We start from the raw sequence: 15,068 nt of genomic DNA on the forward strand, positions 1-15,068 counted from the left end.
GGGCCCGTGCTCAGCCCCGCCCCCCGGTCTAGGTCCGGCTCAGCGCAAGGTCTCCGCGTCGACCCGCGAGAACACCAGCTCGCTCTCGCCGACGATGGGGCCGCGCCATCGCGTCGGGGGCTCGGGGCTGCGGAGGGCGCGGGGGTAGTTCTCGGGCCTGTAGTCGGTGGGCAGCCGGTAGGTGTGGAAGCCGTGCCGCGCCATCGTCCCCATCAACTCATCGATGGAATCGCCCAGTTGCGCCATGCGGTCCGGGGTCACCTCCACGGCGATCTCCACATCCGGGCGGAGCCGGCCCAGGGCGGGGGCGAGACCTCTGATGACGCCGCCCTCGGCGCCCTCGACGTCGATCTTGATCACGCGGGCCCTGGCGAGTTCGGCCTCGTCCAGGCTGTCGTCCAGGATCTCGGGCAAGGGGCGGGCCTTCATCTCGAAGCTCGACTCGGCAGGACCGTCGTACGGGACGATCGAGTTCGCGCCCATGTTGTTCGAGCTGGCGAGCACGAAGGTCAGCGTCTTGTGGCTGTCGGATACCGCCTCGTTGACCGCGCGGACGTTGTGGCAGCCATTGAGCTCGGCGTGCCGCAGCAGACGGTCGTGGAAGGCCGGGGACGCCTCGATGGCCACCACCCGCCCCGTACCGCCGACGAGACGCGAGCCCAGAACCGCGAAGTAGCCGATGTTGGCGCCCACGTCGACGAACGTGTCCCCGGCGCCGAGACGGCTCCGCAGCCACCGCGTCATGTGCGGCTCCCACACCCCGTACAGGCTGATGAACCGCTGGATGAGGTCGCGCGAGTCGCAGGCGAAGCGGGCGTCGAACCGCGCCTCGACCACGCGCTGACGTGGGTGGTCGCGCAGATACGGGTTGAGGTAGCGGGCAGCGAGCGGGCCCTTGAGCAGCGAGCCGGGCGCGTTGCGTACGTAGCTGCGGCCGAGGGTGGCGAGAAGCTCCGACGTGCGGCGGGTGGTGGCGGGAGGCATAGCCGTGACCGTACGAGTCCGGCGGCGACCGCGGCAAGATCGGCATTGCCGACCCATCGTTGCCGAGCCGTCATTGCCGACCAGCAACACGCTTCAGTAGCGCAGGAATCCCAGGATCATGGCGAGGCAGAAGGCGCACCCGGCATGGGCGACGACAAGGAAAGCCCATTCGCCGACCGGCATACGCCACCGGTTGCGGACGACAAGCCGCCACTCGTACGCCGCGATCCCGACGGCCACCGCGAACAGCGAGGCCCAGAGCAGGGGCCACCAGGGCCAGACACCGCCGAAGCGGAGGATCAGGGCGACCACGCCGAAGAGGAACACGGCAGGGAACCACGTCGGTGCCTCATCGTCATCGTCTCCCGTCACTTCAGGGTTTCCCGTCGTCTCACCGCCGGACGCGGACGCGGATGCGGACCCGGACTCGGCGCTGCTCGGGTCATGACCCTCGGCGTCGGCCGGATAGCTCCACCGGAAGCGGCCGAGCGCCCGCGCCCTCGCCTCGACCACGGCCATACGGGCATCACGCTCCACCCTGTCGACGTGCGAGGCCTGGCCGGTCGCCTGGCCCTCCCACTTGCGGTAGAGCAGGCCGACCTCGGACGAGAACCAGCCGCGGGACGTCGAGTTGAGGGCGAGCAGGAGGCCCGTGTCCTCGGACGCGGGCAGGGCCATCCAGCCGCCCAGGGCGACGAGCAGCTCGCGGCGGACGAAGAGCGTCGCCGGATGGACCTGCGCGAGGTAGTCGTGGGACGCCCAGTAGTCGAGTACTTCCTGGCGCTCGACCGGCCCGTTCGCGGGGTCCCCGGGGAAACCGGCGGTGGATCCGTCGGGGAGCAGGTCGAGCACGCGTGACGTCGCCCAGCCGATGGTCCGATCGGCTTCGAGGGCTTCGAGGTCGCGGGCCAGCGCACCCGGCGCGAGCTGGTCGTCGGCGTCAAGGACCTTGACGTACTCGCCGTCCGCGTGGGCCAGGGCGATGGTTCGTGCGACACCGGGGCCTCCCGCGCGGCCCTGTTTGAACGTGATCCGGTCGTCGCCGTCGGGGACGTGGGGTGCGACCTGGTCGGTCGTCCCGTCCTCCTGGATCAGCCAGTGCCACTCCCAGTCCGCGGGCAACTCCTGCTCGCGGAGGGACTTGTACGCGTCAGCCAGGAAGCGCGCCGACGGTGCATGGACGGCAGTGACGATGACGATGCGCCGGCTCACGGCTCACCACCCTTTCCCAGTGCGTCGTGGAGAGTGTCGGTGTCGTTCGGTGTCTGTCGTTCGGTGTCGTTCGGTGTCGTTCGGGGGCTTGAGCGACACACCATACGAGCGACTCACCACACGAGCGACACACCTTACGACTGAGGCGTAATCGGGCCCGGTTCGAAAACAAGCGAGCGGGCCTGATCCGGGATATGGGAGACCCGTCGTTCACGAAGCATGGCTCTACCACCCAGTTGGGCCGTGGATAGTTCGCCGATCGCCGGGGAAGGGGAAGTGGCCTATTGCCTCAATTTCAACTTCCTGTCCCGTCGGCCTGAAAGCGACGTGGCACTGGATGCCTCTTGGGTAATGGGCTCATGGCGGCCGCAGAGCCAGATCATGAAAATGCCCGACCGCTGGCGACGGGGGATGCACCAGCGATCGGGCTGTGGCCAACCGTAACAAGGCTCCGCGTGTAGAGGGGAGCAACTCCCGAACTGAAATGCGGAGTTGTGACCGGGATCACGCAACGTGAATCGTAGGGGAGAGGCCGCGAACCGCCACTCGCCTGCCCATATACCGCCTACTGCCTACCGCCTACCGGACTTCCACCTACCCGCCTACCCGCCTACCCGCCTACTGCCTACTCGGCTACCCACCCACTGGGCTACTGGGCTGCTCGCCTACTCGTCGCAAGGCGGCTCGTACGAGAGGCGGGACAGATACTCGTCCCACTTTTCCCGTGTCAGTACGTGCCGAGTGGTTGAGCAGATGCGGCGAATCGCCTCGTCCGTGTCCAAGTTCCAAAGCCGGACGGTATCCGTACCGCTGGAAACCCCGAGCATCTGGCCCTGGGGGCTGAACGACAGGAAACTGCCCGTCTTGGCGTTGGGGCTCATCGATTGACCGATGGGAGCGGCCTTGGAGGGCTGGTCGACGTCCCAGAGGCGGACCGTATTGTCGTTGCCGCCACTCGCCAGGGTGTGGCCGTCCCTGCTGAACGTCAGTGACATCACCGCGTCGGTGTGCCCCGTGAGGGAGTCGCCGAGCTGCTTCGCCTTGAGCGGGTCGGTGATGTCCCAGAGCCGGACCGTGCCGTCGTCGCTGCCGCTGGCCAGCGTGCGGCCGTCCCGGCTGTGGTCGAGCGTGTTGATGGCGCCCAGGTGCCCCGTGAGAGGCCTGCCGAGGCGGGTGGCGTGGTTCCGGTCGGCCACGTTCCAGAGCCGGATGGTGCTGTCCGCGCTGCCGCTGGCGAGCGTGCGGCCGTCGGTGCTGAAGGAGAGGGCGTTGACGTAGCCCTTGTGGCCGGTGAGCGGCTTGCCGAGCGGTCGGAGGCGCGAGGGCTTGCGGACGTCCCACAGCTGGATGGTGCGGTCGGTGTGGGTGGTGGCGAGGGTGTTTCCGTCCGGGCTGAAGGCCAGCGCGGCCGCGAATCGCGTCCGCAGCGCGACGGGCGGCCCGTAGGGGACGGGCCGGGCCGGGTCGGCGACGTTCCACAGCTGCACCGCGCGGCTCCCCGTGAGGACCGCGAGCGTGTCGCCGTCGGGGGAGAACACCGGCGAACGCACGTCCCCGTCCCAGGGTTTGAACGGTTCGCTCAGCGACACGGGCTTGTTGGGACGCTCCACGTTCCACAGCCGGACCTGCTCGTCGCGCGCGGCCGTGGCGAGCACCTTCCCGTCAGGGCGGAACGCACCGATCCGGCCGATCATGTCGGACGTCGGTATCGACCACAGGCGGACCTTGTTGTCGCCGCTCCCGGTGGCGAGGGTCCGGCCGTCGGGGCTGAAGCCGAGGGCGTACATCTCCCCGCTGCTGCCCGCGAGGGGCTCGCCGACCTGCGAAGGGTGCGCCGGATCGCGGACGTTCCACAGGCTCGCCGTACTGTCCGCGCTGGCGGCCGCGAGCATGGTTCCCGCGGGGTTGAAGGACAAGGACCACACGGCGCCGGTGTGCCCGGTGAGCGCACCGCCGAGCGACTTCGTGCGGCGTGGGTCGGTCACGTTCCAGAGCCGGATGGTGTTGTCCGCGCCCCCGCTGGCGAGCGTGCGGCCGTCGGGGCTGAAGGCGACGGAGTGCACCGTTCCGGTATGGCCGTTCAATACCTTCGCGATGGGCTCGGGGCGACGCGGGTCGACCACGTTCCACAGTTTGATCCTGCCGCTGTCGCCACCGGACGCCAGCGTCCGCCCGTCGGGGCTGAAGGCCACCGAGCGCACGGCGGCGGTGTGGCCGGTCAAGACACCGAGTGCCTTCGGACGGCTCGGGTTCCGTACATTCCACAGCCGGACGGTGTGGTCGTCATGGGCGGAGGCCAGCGTCCGCCCGTCCGGGCTGAAGGCGACCAGATAGATCGCGCCGTCGTGACCGGCGATGGGCGAACCGAGCGGGCGCGGGTGGCCGGGATCCCGGACGTCCCAGAGCCGGACCGTGCCGTCGTCCGAAGCGGTGGCGAGGGTGTCGCCGTCCGGGCTGAAAACCGCGCTGCTCACCCAACTCGTATGTCCGGTGAGGGGTTTGCCCAGGGGCTTGGCGCGCGACGGGTCCGACACGTCCCACAGCCGTACGGTCCTGTCGTAGCTGGCGGTGGCCAGGATCCGTCCGTTCGGGCTGAAGGAGGTGAGGTAGACGGCGCCCTTGTGGCCGAGTAGCGGGGTGGCCAGCGGCGCGTTCACGATCGCGAGCAGGCGGTTCTTCGCGCCCGCGTCCTCCGGCCGCAGATTGTGTGCCACCAGATCCAGCTGGGCGGAGAGGGACGGATCCGTGTGCTGGGCGCGATCGGCCTCGGCGACCACCTGCTGGAACACGGCGTCGTCCCGCTGCTGCCACGCGACCACCGCCGCTGCGACGGCCACCATGGCAAGCACGACCAGAGCCGCCACCGCACCCCGGGTGATCAGAACCGTGCGCCGACGGAGTCTGGCGGACGCGGCCACGAACTCCACCGCACCTTTGGTCAGGAAGGTGCCACCTGCGGTCTTCGTCCAGGCACGGGCCTGTTCGAGACGGGAACCCCGGTAGAGCAGCGACGTATCGCGGCCGGAGTCCTCCCAGGTCCTGCCGTCCTCCTCGAGGCGTTGGCGCAGGAGGTTGTCGTTCCTGTCCTCGTCGATCCAGCCGCGCAGCCGGGGCCAGGCGTGGAGCAGCGCCTCATGCGTGATCTCCACGGCCTCCGCGTCGAGCGTCACAAGACGGGCGCGTACCAGCGCTTCGAGCGACTCCTCCGTCTTGTCGGGGTCGCTCGACTCCTCCGCCAGTTTGCGCCGCGTCCCCCGCCTACGGGTGGTCTGGGTGTCCTCGCCGAGCCTGACCAGCCTGAGGAGGAGCAGCCTGGCGGCCGTGCGTGCCGCCGGGTCGAGGCCGGACCAGGCACGTTCGGCGCTCGCCGCGACGGCTCCCTGGATCCCGCCCGCCGCGCGGTAGCCGGCCAGCGTCAGCCGTCCCGTCTTCCGCCGCTGCCAAGTGGCGAGCAGGGCGTGGGAGAGGAGGGGCAGCACTCCGGCGTCGTGCGCGCCGCGGGGCCCGTCCGTGCTCACTTCCCGGACGATCAGTTCGGCGAGCCCCGGTTCGAGTTCGAGCCCGACGGCCTTGGCAGGTCCTGTCACCGCGTCGCGCAGCTCCTGCGTGGTCAGCGGCCCGAGCACCATGTGCCGGTGCTGCAGGGCGTCGGCGAGTTCGGGGTGCGCGAGGCACTGCTCGTAGAAGTCGGCGCGTATGCCTAGGACGACGAGGGCGGAGGTGGGGGCAGGGGCGGGGCTACTGGCGTCGGCCGGGCTGCCGGCATCGAGGGGGCTGTCGTCGCCGACCGGCCCACCGGCGTCGACGGGTGAGCAGGCGGCCTGGTCGATGGGTGAGCAGGCGGCTTGGTCGATGGGTGAGCAGGCGGCCTGGAGGATCTGAATGAACGTGCGCTTGCTCGCCTCGTCGGAGCAGAGGGTGAACGTCTCTTCGAACTGATCCACGATGACGACCGGGCGGGCGGCGGACGAGGTCTCGCGCCGCGCCCACGCGGCGAAGGACTCCCGCACGGCAGCCGCGAATCGCGGAGCACCGGGCTCCTCCGCGGTCGGGCCCTTCGCAGCCGGGCCCTCCAGGAGGGAGATGGCGTGCGTGAGCTCGGGTATGTGGCGGGTGAGCTCCGCGAGAGGATCGCTTCCCGGTACGAGTTGCAGTACCGGGCCCGCGTTCCCGTTCTCGTCGCCCAGCTCGCCGTTCTGCAGCGTGGGCACCAATCCGGCGTTCAGGAGGGAGGACTTCCCCGCTCCCGACGCGCCCACGAGCATGACGAGGCCACCCGTCTTCTCCGCGGCGCGAAGCTGGGCGACGAGGGCGTCCGTGCTGCGGTCGCGCCCGAAGAACCACCGGGAGTCTTCCTGGCGATACGAAGCGAGCCCGCGGTAGGGGCACACACTGGTGACGGCCGCCGGAGCGTCCCCCTGCCCCTGAAGCCGCTCCTCGCCTACTGCTCCCTCCGCTCCCCCTGCTCCGGCTGGGGATGCCGGGGCGGCGTCGCGACCGCTGACCGGGTCGGCCACCGCGCGCTCCCACAGGAGCTGCCACTGGGCCATGTCGTACAGGCCCGTGGACACCGGCGCGGGCCGTTCGCGACGCGCTTCGGGTATCAGGACATGAAGTACCGCTGCGAGGGCAGCGAACTGGGCAGGCACGTTCCTGGCCCGGCGCCAGTCGCTGATCCGCTGGGCGGACACCCGTACGGTCCGCCCTCGTTCGTCGACCCGCTGATGCCGGACGACGGCCTCGGCCACGCGCTGGAGGGGAGGGTTACCCGCTTCCTTGTACAGCAGCGCGAGACGTTCCGCGAAGGCTGTACGTGCCCCTGAGTCGGAACTCAAGGCGTCCACCCCTTACTTCCCCCGCACCTGTATATCCGGACCGGAAAACTCACTTTATACGGCTGACCTGCGGCTAAGGCGTCCGGACAAGGGCGGTACCTCCCCGTTCCGGGCCCGGGCTGACAGGATCACGAAGCGGTAGCGAACCAATCGCGCAGCGTCAGGCCAGGTCACCAGCTCGTGCTACCCGCAGGGGTGACTTCTGACGCCGCAGGGCCTCGACTGGTTTCCACCGAGCACATCCGGACCGTATCCGCTCTGCCTGTGGATGCGGCCCGTAGATCCGTCCTCGACCCGCGCCGAGACGCCGATACGCCGACACGGTACGGGCCGAAGCCGCCCACGTCGTTCGGCACCGGTCCCCACAGGGGAGGGACCGGCGCCGAATCGACGTGGAGCGTGAAGGGCTCCCGCTGCGCAGTGACTGGCGGGCAGGATGGCCCCATGACAAAGCTGTCCGTGCGGTCGTCCGTCCGTCGTGGCTCCACCGGTTCGGTCCTGTCGCTGTGGTCACAGGACTCTGTGCTCTCGATCGGCTCAGTGGGTTCGGTGCTGTCCGTGGGATCCGTCGGTTCGGCGCTGTCGATCGCGTCGATCGGAAGCGCCCTGTCGGCCGGCTCGATCGGTTCTTCCTTGTCGCTGATCTCCACGGGGTCGTGGCTGAGCACGGGCTCGTTGTTCTCCGCGCAGTCACGGTGGTCGGTGCTGTCCTGGCGTTCTTCCGGCGGGTTCCTGGCGGCGGGGGCGGCGGCCGGAGGCGTGCTCTTGATGGGCCGGCTGCTGCAGGGCCCCACGAAGCAGATCAGGCCCGGTAAGTGATCGGGCCCGGTACTGATGGCTCAGTACCGGGCCCGTCACCGTCGTAGAGGGCTAGAGCCCCAACACCTCGCCGTACTTGATGGCGCCGTTGGGCAGCGCGAAGCCGAACGGGGTCAGCGACTTGCCCAGCGGGTACGTCTCCGTGGTGCTGCTCGGCGCGAACCAGACGCCACCCGACCTGGGCTCACCGGCGTTCTCCCCGGGCGCGCTCACCGCGGTGTCCCACAGTCCGTCGCGGTTGTAGTCGCCGACGGTCACCTGGGCGCCGAAGCGGTCGCCGGCCTCGGCAGTGCCGGGCATGTTCGGGGTGCTCTGGCTGCGGGCCAGACCGCCGTAGAGGCCGTGCTCCGTACCGTTCATGGTGACGTAGCCGCCCGCGTCCTTCACGGTGCCCACGTCCTCGCCTGGCACGCCGACCACCAGTTCCGGACGGCTGTCGCCGTTCAGATCGCCCGCGCTCAGCGCGGCGCCGAAGTCGTCGCCCGGCTCGGCGGTGCCACCGACCTCTGGGCTGGACTGGTTGATGCACTGGTGCTTGGCGCCGAACTCCGCGGTCTTCGAGCCGTGGAGCACGAGCACCGTGCCGCCGACCAGGTCCTCGCAGTAGGTGTGGTCCGCCTCGAAGTTGGGCTGTACGAAGCCGACCGCGAGGTCGTCCGTGCCGTCCTGGTCGAAGTCCTCGGCGGCGAGCGTGGTGCCGTGGTCGCCGTTGGACCACCACTGGGCGGGCTTGGCCTGGTCGTCCCAGCGGGTGATGAAGGTGCCGTAGTCCTCCATGCCCTTCCAGGTGGTGGCGAGGTCGTCCCGTCCGTCGCCGTCGAAATCGCCGGTGGCCAGGTCGCTGGTGCTGCCGCCCATGCCGTATCTGCGCAGGGTGGTGGTGGTCACCGGGTCGGCGGTGAGCGGGCCCGGGCGGAACCGGAGCGACCCGCGCTCCTCGCCGTTCTCGCCGTACGCGAGGTCGATGTCGCCGTCGCCGTCGTAGTCGCCCGTGGCGACGGTGCCGCCGATGCCGCTGAACTCGGACGTGCCCCTGGCCACGGTGGTGCCCTTGACCTTCCACTCCGAGCCGTCCAGGACGGTGATGGTGCCCTCGCTCCCGCGCTGCTCGGAGTTGAGCGTTTCGCCGCTCGCGCCGACGACGAGTTCGAAGACACCGTCGCCGTTCACATCGACGGGCGCCACGGAGGAGCCGAACCGGTCGCCTGCCTCGGGCGTGCCGGGGATGCCGGCCTCGGCCTGGCTGATGACGCCGGTGGACTGGCTCGGGCTCTGCGGCCCGCCGTAGATCACGCTGATGTAGCCGGCCTTGGCCTTGCCGTTCACGGTGGCGTTGGGCATGCCGACCGCGATGTCCGCGTATCCGTCGCCGTTCCAGTCGAACCGCGGAGTCGTGGGGGCAGCAGCGGCACTCCCGGCAAGCGGCAGGGCCAGACCGGCGGCGGTGAGGGCCGCGACGGCGGCGGTGGCGGCCAGGGTACGTACACGCACGGTGGAACTCCCTTAATCGAAGGGGGAAATGAGGGGGGGGACGGTCTGTCTTCCGGGGGTGTGACTCATGAGGAGTACGAAGAGTTGTGCGAAGGTGGCCGCTGGGTGAACGCGGCTTACTTCGTGCGGAGTTCGTTCCCGGGTGGCGTCTGCGGGAGGGGGCGCTGCCCTCCACGGCTAGGGCTGGCTGGCTCTGACAGCGCCCGGAACGGAGGCACGAGGCACTGGACAGGCTGATCCTCTGACTCCCTAGGCTGGCTGCCCATGGAACCCCACGTCACTCCTCAACGGCTCGCCGGCACCTGGCACATCGTTTGCTCGACGTTCCCGATGTGGCTTTCCGGCCGAAGGACCGGGCCGACGTTCACCTACACCCCGCTCCCGGACGGCCGCCGCATGCGCGATGAGGTCGCCTACCGCACCCGCAGGGGCGTCCGCCGCATCCTGGGCACCGACACCCACCTCGACACGACGACCTACCGCTGGCGCGGCCGAGGCCCCCTGGCTCTCCTGACCAGCACCTGGCAGGTCCCGGAACATTCCCCCACGGACACCTGGGCAGTCATCACCTTCAACCGCTCCCTCGTCACACCGGCGGGAGTGGACGTGGTGGTTCGAGAGGCGTACCTGTCGGACGAGACCGTAATGGCGGAGGCCTTGGCGGCGGGGGAGAGGCTGGGGGCGGCACGGGTGCCGGGGACCGGGCCGACACCCACAACGCCAGAGGGCCGGTACTGAAATCAGTACCGGCCCTCTGACCTGCTGCTTAGCTGTCGGGGTGGCGGGATTTGAACCCACGACCTCTTCGTCCCGAACGAAGCGCGCTGCCAAGCTGCGCTACACCCCGATGTCGTTGTTCCACTGGCCCGCTGCGCGGGTCGTGGCGACATCGATTACTTTAGCGGACCGGCGCCCGGAGACGAAATCCGGTTTCCGAGCAGCCCAGGGGATCCGAGGAGCCCGGGAGATCCGGGGACTCCGGGGGATCTCATGCTGGACCCCACAGGTCCCCCGCCCCTCAGCCCCCCGCCGTAAGCGTAAGCAGCGTCGCCTCGGGCGGACACGCGAAGCGCATCGGGGTGTAGCGGTTCGCGCCGCAGCCCGCTGAGACGTGGAGGTACGACGTGTTGCCCTCCGCCTCGTGCGTCGACAGGCCCTTCACGCGGTCCTTGTCCAGGTCGCAGTTGGTGACCAGAGCCCCGTAGAAGGGGACGCACAGCTGGCCGCCGTGGGTGTGGCCCGCCAGGATCAGGGGGTAGCCGTCGGCCGCGAAAGCGTCCAGGGAGCGCAGGTACGGGGCGTGCACGATGCCCATCGAGAAGTCGGCGCCCGCGTCGGGACCGCCCGCCACCTGCGCGTACCGGTCGCGCTTGATGTGCGGGTCGTCCACGCCCGTGAGGCCGATCTCGTAGCCCTCGATCTTCAGTGCGCCCCGCGTGTTCGTCAGGTTCACCCAGCCCGCGCCGTCGAAGCCGTCGCGCAGGTCCTCCCACGGGTTGTGGATCACGTCGACGGCGGGTGGGTTGCCGTTCAGGCCGTGCTTGCCCTGTGACCGCTCGACCAGGTAGCGGGCGGGGTTGCGCGGCTTGGGGCCGTAATAGTCGTTGGAGCCGAAGACGTACGCCCCGGGGAACTGCATCAGCGGGCCGAGCGAGTCCAGCGTCTCCGGCACGCCCTCCGGGTCGGAGAGGTTGTCCCCGGTGTTGATCACGAAGTCGGGGCGAAGGCCGGCGAGGGAGCGCAGCCAGCGCTGCTTCCTGCGCTGCCCGGACACCATGTGGATGTCCGAGACCTGGAGGACTCTGAGCGGCCGCATCCCCGGCGGAAGGACCGGCACCGTGACCCGTCGCAGTCGGAAGAGGCGGGGCTCGATGCCCACCGAGTAGACCAGACCGGCGGCGGCCGTCGCCGTAATTCCCAGGGGTACTGCGTATCGCGCGCGCATCCACCCATCGTGTCAGACCCGAAGGCCCCTTAAATCAGCGGGCGTCGGGCCGTACGCACCTGCGACAATCGCCGCATGACCACGCTCAAGTCGAAGCTTCAGGAAGACCTCACCGCCGCGATCAGGGGGCGTGACGAGCTGCGCTCCTCGACGCTCCGGCTGACCCTCACCGCCATCACGAAGGAGGAGGTCTCGGGCAAGACGGCCCGCGAGCTCTCCGACGACGAGGTGCAGAAGGTGATCGCCCGCGAGGCGAAGAAGCGCCGCGAGGCCGCGGAGGCCTTCGCCAACGGCGGCCGCGCCGAGCAGGCCGAGAAGGAGAAGGCGGAGGGCGAGATCCTCGCCGAGTACCTGCCGAAGCAGCTCTCCGAGGACGAGCTCCAGGCGATCGTCGCCCAGGCCGTCGAGGAGGCCAGGGCCGCAGGCGCCGAGGGGCCGCGTGCCATGGGCCAGGTCATGAAGATCGTGAACCCGAAGGTCGCGGGCCTGGCCGAGGGCGGCCGCGTCGCCGCCGTGGTCAAGAAGCTGCTCGCGGGCTGATCAGATAGAGCAGATCAGATACAGCAGATCAGACAGAGCAGACACGCGTCTACGGTGAAGAGACGTGCGAGAGACGTGCGCGTACGTGAATGAGGGCGCCCCCTAAGTCTCAGGGGGCGCCCTCATTCGTGAGGATTCTTGAAGCCGGCGAGTCGGACTGCGGAGCAGCGGCCGCCTACCGGCCCCAGCCGCCGATCCCGCCGCCATCCTCGTTCCCGCCGATGGTGCCCGGCGGCAGGGAGATGTCCGGCCAAGGATTATCGCCGCCACCGCCCCCGCCGTTGTTGCCGCCTCCGCCGCCGCCCCCGTTGTTACCGCCGCCGCCCCCGCCGCCCGGCTTGTTGTCCTCGCGGGACTTGTCCTTGTCCTTGCCCTTGCCGCCGTCCGGGATGTGGACGTTGTGGAAGCCAGGACCGGGCTTGCCCGCGAGCGCCCCGCTCATCGCGTCCCGCCAGATCGGACCCGGGACCTCACCACCGAAGACCTTGTCGTACGTGACCCCGCCGATGGGGATGTTGACCATCCGCCGCTTGTGCTGCGGGTCGCCGACCCAGACCGCGCCCGACATGTTCGGGGTGTAGCCCACGAACCAGGCGGCGTAGCGGAAGTCGGTCGTACCCGTCTTGCCCGCGCTCGGGCGGGAGCCGAGGCCCGCCTCCTGGCCGGTTCCGTCCTCAACCACACCCTTCAGGAGGGTGTTGATCGTGTCCGCCGTCTTCGTCGTCATCGCGCGCGAGCACGTCGACTTCGGCACCGGCATCGACTTGCCGTTCGGATCGGAGATCGACTCGATCGCGATGGGCGTGCAGTACTTACCGCGCGAGGCGAACGTCGCGTACGCGCCCGCCATCGTCAGCGGCGACATCTCCTGGGTGCCGAGCGCGATCGACGGCGCCTGGTCCATCTTCCTGCCGTCGGCCCGCTCGACGCCCATCTTCTTGGCCATCTCCGTCACCGGGCAGATCCCGATGTCGCCGATCAACTCCACGTAGTAGGTATTGACCGACTTCGCGGTCGCTTCCTTCATGGCGTACGGGCCGACCTCGGTCTCGTTCTCATTGGTGAGCTTGTCGCCGCCCGAGTTCACCCACTTCTTGCCGTCGCACGCCGCGACGCTGCTGGGGTACGGCATCTCGTACGGAGATCCGTAGCTCTTGGTCGGCGGCGTGCCGCCCTCCAGAGCGGCCGCGGCCACGATCGGCTTGAAGGTCGATCCGGGCTGGTAGCCCGCGCCGCCGCCCACCGAGTGGTCCACGGACAGGTTGATCGTGGTCTCGTCCTTCTTGAAGCCGTAGGGCCGCGACTGGCCCATGCCCAGGATCTTGCCGGTGCCCGGCTCGACGATGGTGGCCGCCGTCGCCACGTCATCGGTCTGGTTGACGTGATCCTTTATCGAGGCCTGCACGGACTGCTGCGACTGCGGGTCGAGGGTCGTCTTGATCCGCAGACCGCCCTGGTTCCAGACCTTGGCCCGGTCCTCCTTGGTCTTGCCGAAGACCGGATCGGAGAGGAAGACCTCGCGTACGTAGTCGCAGAAGAACCCGGCGCCGCTGACCGAGGTGATGCAGCCGTTCTTGGGCCTGCTCACCTTCAGGCCGAGCGGCTTCTCCTTCGCCGCAGCGGCCTCCGCCTGCGTGATGTCGTGCGTCTCCGCCATCCGCTGCAGCACGGTGTTACGACGCTTGGTCGCTTCCTGCGTGTCGTTCACGGGGTCGTACCTGCTGGGGGACTGCACGATGCCGGCGAGCAGCGCGGCCTCCTGGACCTGGAGGTCCTTGGCGGGCTTGGAGAAGTAGCGCTGGGCCGCGGCCTCGACCCCGTACGCCTGCTGCCCGAAGTAGGTGATGTTCAGGTAGTTGTTCAGGATGCGCTTCTTGCCGAGCTTGTCCTCGACCTGGATCGCGTACTTCAGCTCGCGGATCTTGCGCCCCAGCGTCTGCTGGGTGGCCTCGGCGACCTTCGTCGGGTCGTCGCCCGCCTCCTCGACGAAGACGTTCTTCACGTACTGCTGGGTGAGCGTGGAGGCGCCCTGGGAGACTCCGCCGCTCTGCGCGTTCTGGTTCACCGCGCGCAGGATGCCCTTCGCGTCGACCGCGCCGTGCTCGTAGAAGCGCGAGTCCTCGATCGCGACGATCGCCTTCTGCATGTACGGCGAGATCTGCTTGAGGGGCACCACCGTGCGGTCACGTGAGTAGACAGTGGCGATGGAGCCGCCCTTGTTGTCCAGGATCGTGGTGCGCTGACTCAGCGGCGGCTGCTTCAAGTTGGAGGGGATCTCGTCGAATCCTTCGACCGACCCCTTCGCCGCGAGGCCGAGCGCGCCGGCCGCGGGCAGGGCGATGCCTGCCAGCACGGCTCCCGCGAGCACGCTGACACCTAGGAACTTCGCGGCCTGCTGAGTTGGTGACAGACCACCGCCGGAGCGCTTCTTTCCCATGAGGGCAGCCTACGTTCTGATTCGCCGGACACGCCTCAATGCCTTGGCCTAAGCTGCTCTCAACTGTCACAGCAGTGCGGTTTGGCAACACTCCCTCACCCCATCGGTCCCGAATCCCGAGTGGGGTCCCCTGCTTTCACGAGGTTCTTCACGAGCTCGGATCGCGTTCGATTCGGGCTCGGAATGAGCTCGGGGAGGTGCCCGAAATCGCCTCATGCGGCATTCGATGCCCGTTGTGACCCAGCTGAAGTGCCCGCATTTGCCGGGTTAATCACGCATGTCGCCAGCTCACTCCGTCGGGTGATCTGCCGCTTACGCATAGTCCGTTCGGGCCATTCAAGATTGGGCCCGAAGGGGGTGTTGCGCTGTGCCCACCTTCCGTAACGTCCTCAACTGGCGGCGGTGAATATGCCGCTGCCGCCGTGGGGGAGCCTCGATTCGGGAGAGGACGGCGCCGGTATGGGCTGGGTAACCGACTGGAGTGCGCAGGCGGCCTGCCGCACTACCGATCCAGATGAACTGTTCGTTCAAGGAGCAGCGCAGAACAGGGCCAAGGCGGTGTGCACCGGTTGCCCGGTGCGCACGGAGTGCCTGGCCGATGCGCTGGACAATCACGTCGAGTTCGGCGTGTGGGGTGGCATGACTGAGCGGGAGCGCCGCGCACTGCTGCGCAGGCGTCCCACAGTCACCTCATGGCGCCGTCTGCTAGAGACGGCGCGCTCCGAGTACGAGCGTGGCGCGGGCCTGCTGCCCGTGGACTTGGAGGACGACGAGACGTACGAGAGCTACGCGGCAGTGGGCTAGC

9 protein-coding genes, 1 tRNA gene and 1 pseudogene are annotated in these 15,068 nt (G+C 69.1%); 4 read left to right on the top strand and 7 right to left on the bottom strand.

Annotated features, from left to right (window positions below; translation table 11 throughout):
* Positions 1 to 39 precede the first annotated feature (39 nt).
* The 3 genes and pseudogenes from ACWFRJ_RS29195 to ACWFRJ_RS29205 all read right to left on the bottom strand — a co-directional run bounded on the left by ACWFRJ_RS29195 (position 40) and on the right by ACWFRJ_RS29205 (position 7,040).
* Entirely contained in the window at positions 40 to 984 is a 945-nt protein-coding gene (locus tag ACWFRJ_RS29195) for an FkbM family methyltransferase (protein ID WP_453537234.1), read from the bottom strand.
* Positions 985 to 1,443: 459 nt separating this feature from the next.
* A pseudogene (locus ACWFRJ_RS29200) lies at positions 1,444 to 2,196 on the bottom strand (glycosyltransferase family 2 protein); the annotation flags it as partial.
* 665 nt (positions 2,197 to 2,861) lie between these two features.
* Positions 2,862 to 7,040 (bottom strand): nSTAND1 domain-containing NTPase, encoded by a 4,179-nt coding sequence (locus ACWFRJ_RS29205; RefSeq protein WP_453537237.1) that lies wholly within the window; start codon positions 7,038 to 7,040, stop codon positions 2,862 to 2,864.
* A 435-nt stretch (positions 7,041 to 7,475) separates the two neighbouring features.
* Between ACWFRJ_RS29205 and ACWFRJ_RS29210 the strand changes: the two genes are divergently transcribed.
* A complete protein-coding gene (locus tag ACWFRJ_RS29210; RefSeq protein ID WP_453537240.1) occupies positions 7,476 to 7,850 on the top strand; it encodes a hypothetical protein in 375 nt (124 codons plus the stop codon).
* Positions 7,851 to 7,901: 51 nt separating this feature from the next.
* Here ACWFRJ_RS29210 and ACWFRJ_RS29215 read toward each other — a convergent pair whose 3' ends face one another.
* The gene (locus ACWFRJ_RS29215; protein WP_453537243.1) at positions 7,902 to 9,341 is read right to left on the bottom strand and encodes an FG-GAP and VCBS repeat-containing protein; all 1,440 of its coding nucleotides are present in this window, start codon (positions 9,339 to 9,341) and stop codon (positions 7,902 to 7,904) included.
* A gap of 264 nt (positions 9,342 to 9,605) precedes the next feature.
* Here ACWFRJ_RS29215 and ACWFRJ_RS29220 point away from each other — a divergent pair, with 264 nt between their 5' ends.
* Positions 9,606 to 10,079: a hypothetical protein gene (locus ACWFRJ_RS29220; protein ID WP_453537246.1), complete on the top strand. Its 474-nt coding sequence runs from the start codon at positions 9,606 to 9,608 to the stop codon at positions 10,077 to 10,079.
* A gap of 35 nt (positions 10,080 to 10,114) precedes the next feature.
* Here ACWFRJ_RS29220 and ACWFRJ_RS29225 read toward each other — a convergent pair.
* Together ACWFRJ_RS29225 and ACWFRJ_RS29230 are read right to left on the bottom strand one after the other, a co-directional pair.
* Positions 10,115 to 10,188: transfer RNA gene (locus tag ACWFRJ_RS29225), tRNA-Pro, on the bottom strand.
* Positions 10,189 to 10,359: 171 nt separating this feature from the next.
* A complete protein-coding gene (locus ACWFRJ_RS29230) occupies positions 10,360 to 11,286 on the bottom strand; it encodes a metallophosphoesterase (RefSeq protein WP_453537249.1) in 927 nt (308 codons plus the stop codon).
* A gap of 75 nt (positions 11,287 to 11,361) precedes the next feature.
* Here ACWFRJ_RS29230 and ACWFRJ_RS29235 point away from each other — a divergent pair, with 75 nt between their 5' ends.
* A complete protein-coding gene (locus tag ACWFRJ_RS29235; RefSeq protein WP_351166937.1) occupies positions 11,362 to 11,826 on the top strand; it encodes a GatB/YqeY domain-containing protein in 465 nt (154 codons plus the stop codon).
* A gap of 175 nt (positions 11,827 to 12,001) precedes the next feature.
* Here ACWFRJ_RS29235 and ACWFRJ_RS29240 read toward each other — a convergent pair whose 3' ends face one another.
* The gene (locus ACWFRJ_RS29240) at positions 12,002 to 14,263 is read right to left on the bottom strand and encodes a transglycosylase domain-containing protein (RefSeq protein WP_453537252.1); all 2,262 of its coding nucleotides are present in this window, start codon (positions 14,261 to 14,263) and stop codon (positions 12,002 to 12,004) included.
* A gap of 459 nt (positions 14,264 to 14,722) precedes the next feature.
* On the opposite strand from ACWFRJ_RS29240, the gene ACWFRJ_RS29245 reads away from it, so the two are divergent.
* Positions 14,723 to 15,067, top strand: coding sequence for a WhiB family transcriptional regulator (locus ACWFRJ_RS29245; RefSeq protein WP_383269756.1), 345 nt, complete (start codon positions 14,723 to 14,725; stop codon positions 15,065 to 15,067).
* Position 15,068 lies beyond the last annotated feature (1 nt).

It is taken from the genome of Streptomyces sp. NPDC055239, from assembly GCF_053606205.1.

What these genes read in the sequence shown, in the direction of transcription:
- ACWFRJ_RS29230 (WP_453537249.1), bottom strand. Translation starts at nt 11,286, where the DNA reads ATGCGCGCGCGATACGCAGTACCCCTGGGAATTACGGCGACGGCCGCC.
- ACWFRJ_RS29220 (WP_453537246.1), top strand. Translation starts at nt 9,606, where the DNA reads ATGGAACCCCACGTCACTCCTCAACGGCTCGCCGGCACCTGGCACATC.
- ACWFRJ_RS29240 (WP_453537252.1), bottom strand. Translation starts at nt 14,263, where the DNA reads ATGGGAAAGAAGCGCTCCGGCGGTGGTCTGTCACCAACTCAGCAGGCC.
- ACWFRJ_RS29210 (WP_453537240.1), top strand. Translation starts at nt 7,476, where the DNA reads ATGACAAAGCTGTCCGTGCGGTCGTCCGTCCGTCGTGGCTCCACCGGT.
- ACWFRJ_RS29235 (WP_351166937.1), top strand. Translation starts at nt 11,362, where the DNA reads ATGACCACGCTCAAGTCGAAGCTTCAGGAAGACCTCACCGCCGCGATC.
- ACWFRJ_RS29195 (WP_453537234.1), bottom strand. Translation starts at nt 984, where the DNA reads ATGCCTCCCGCCACCACCCGCCGCACGTCGGAGCTTCTCGCCACCCTC.
- ACWFRJ_RS29245 (WP_383269756.1), top strand. Translation starts at nt 14,723, where the DNA reads ATGGGCTGGGTAACCGACTGGAGTGCGCAGGCGGCCTGCCGCACTACC.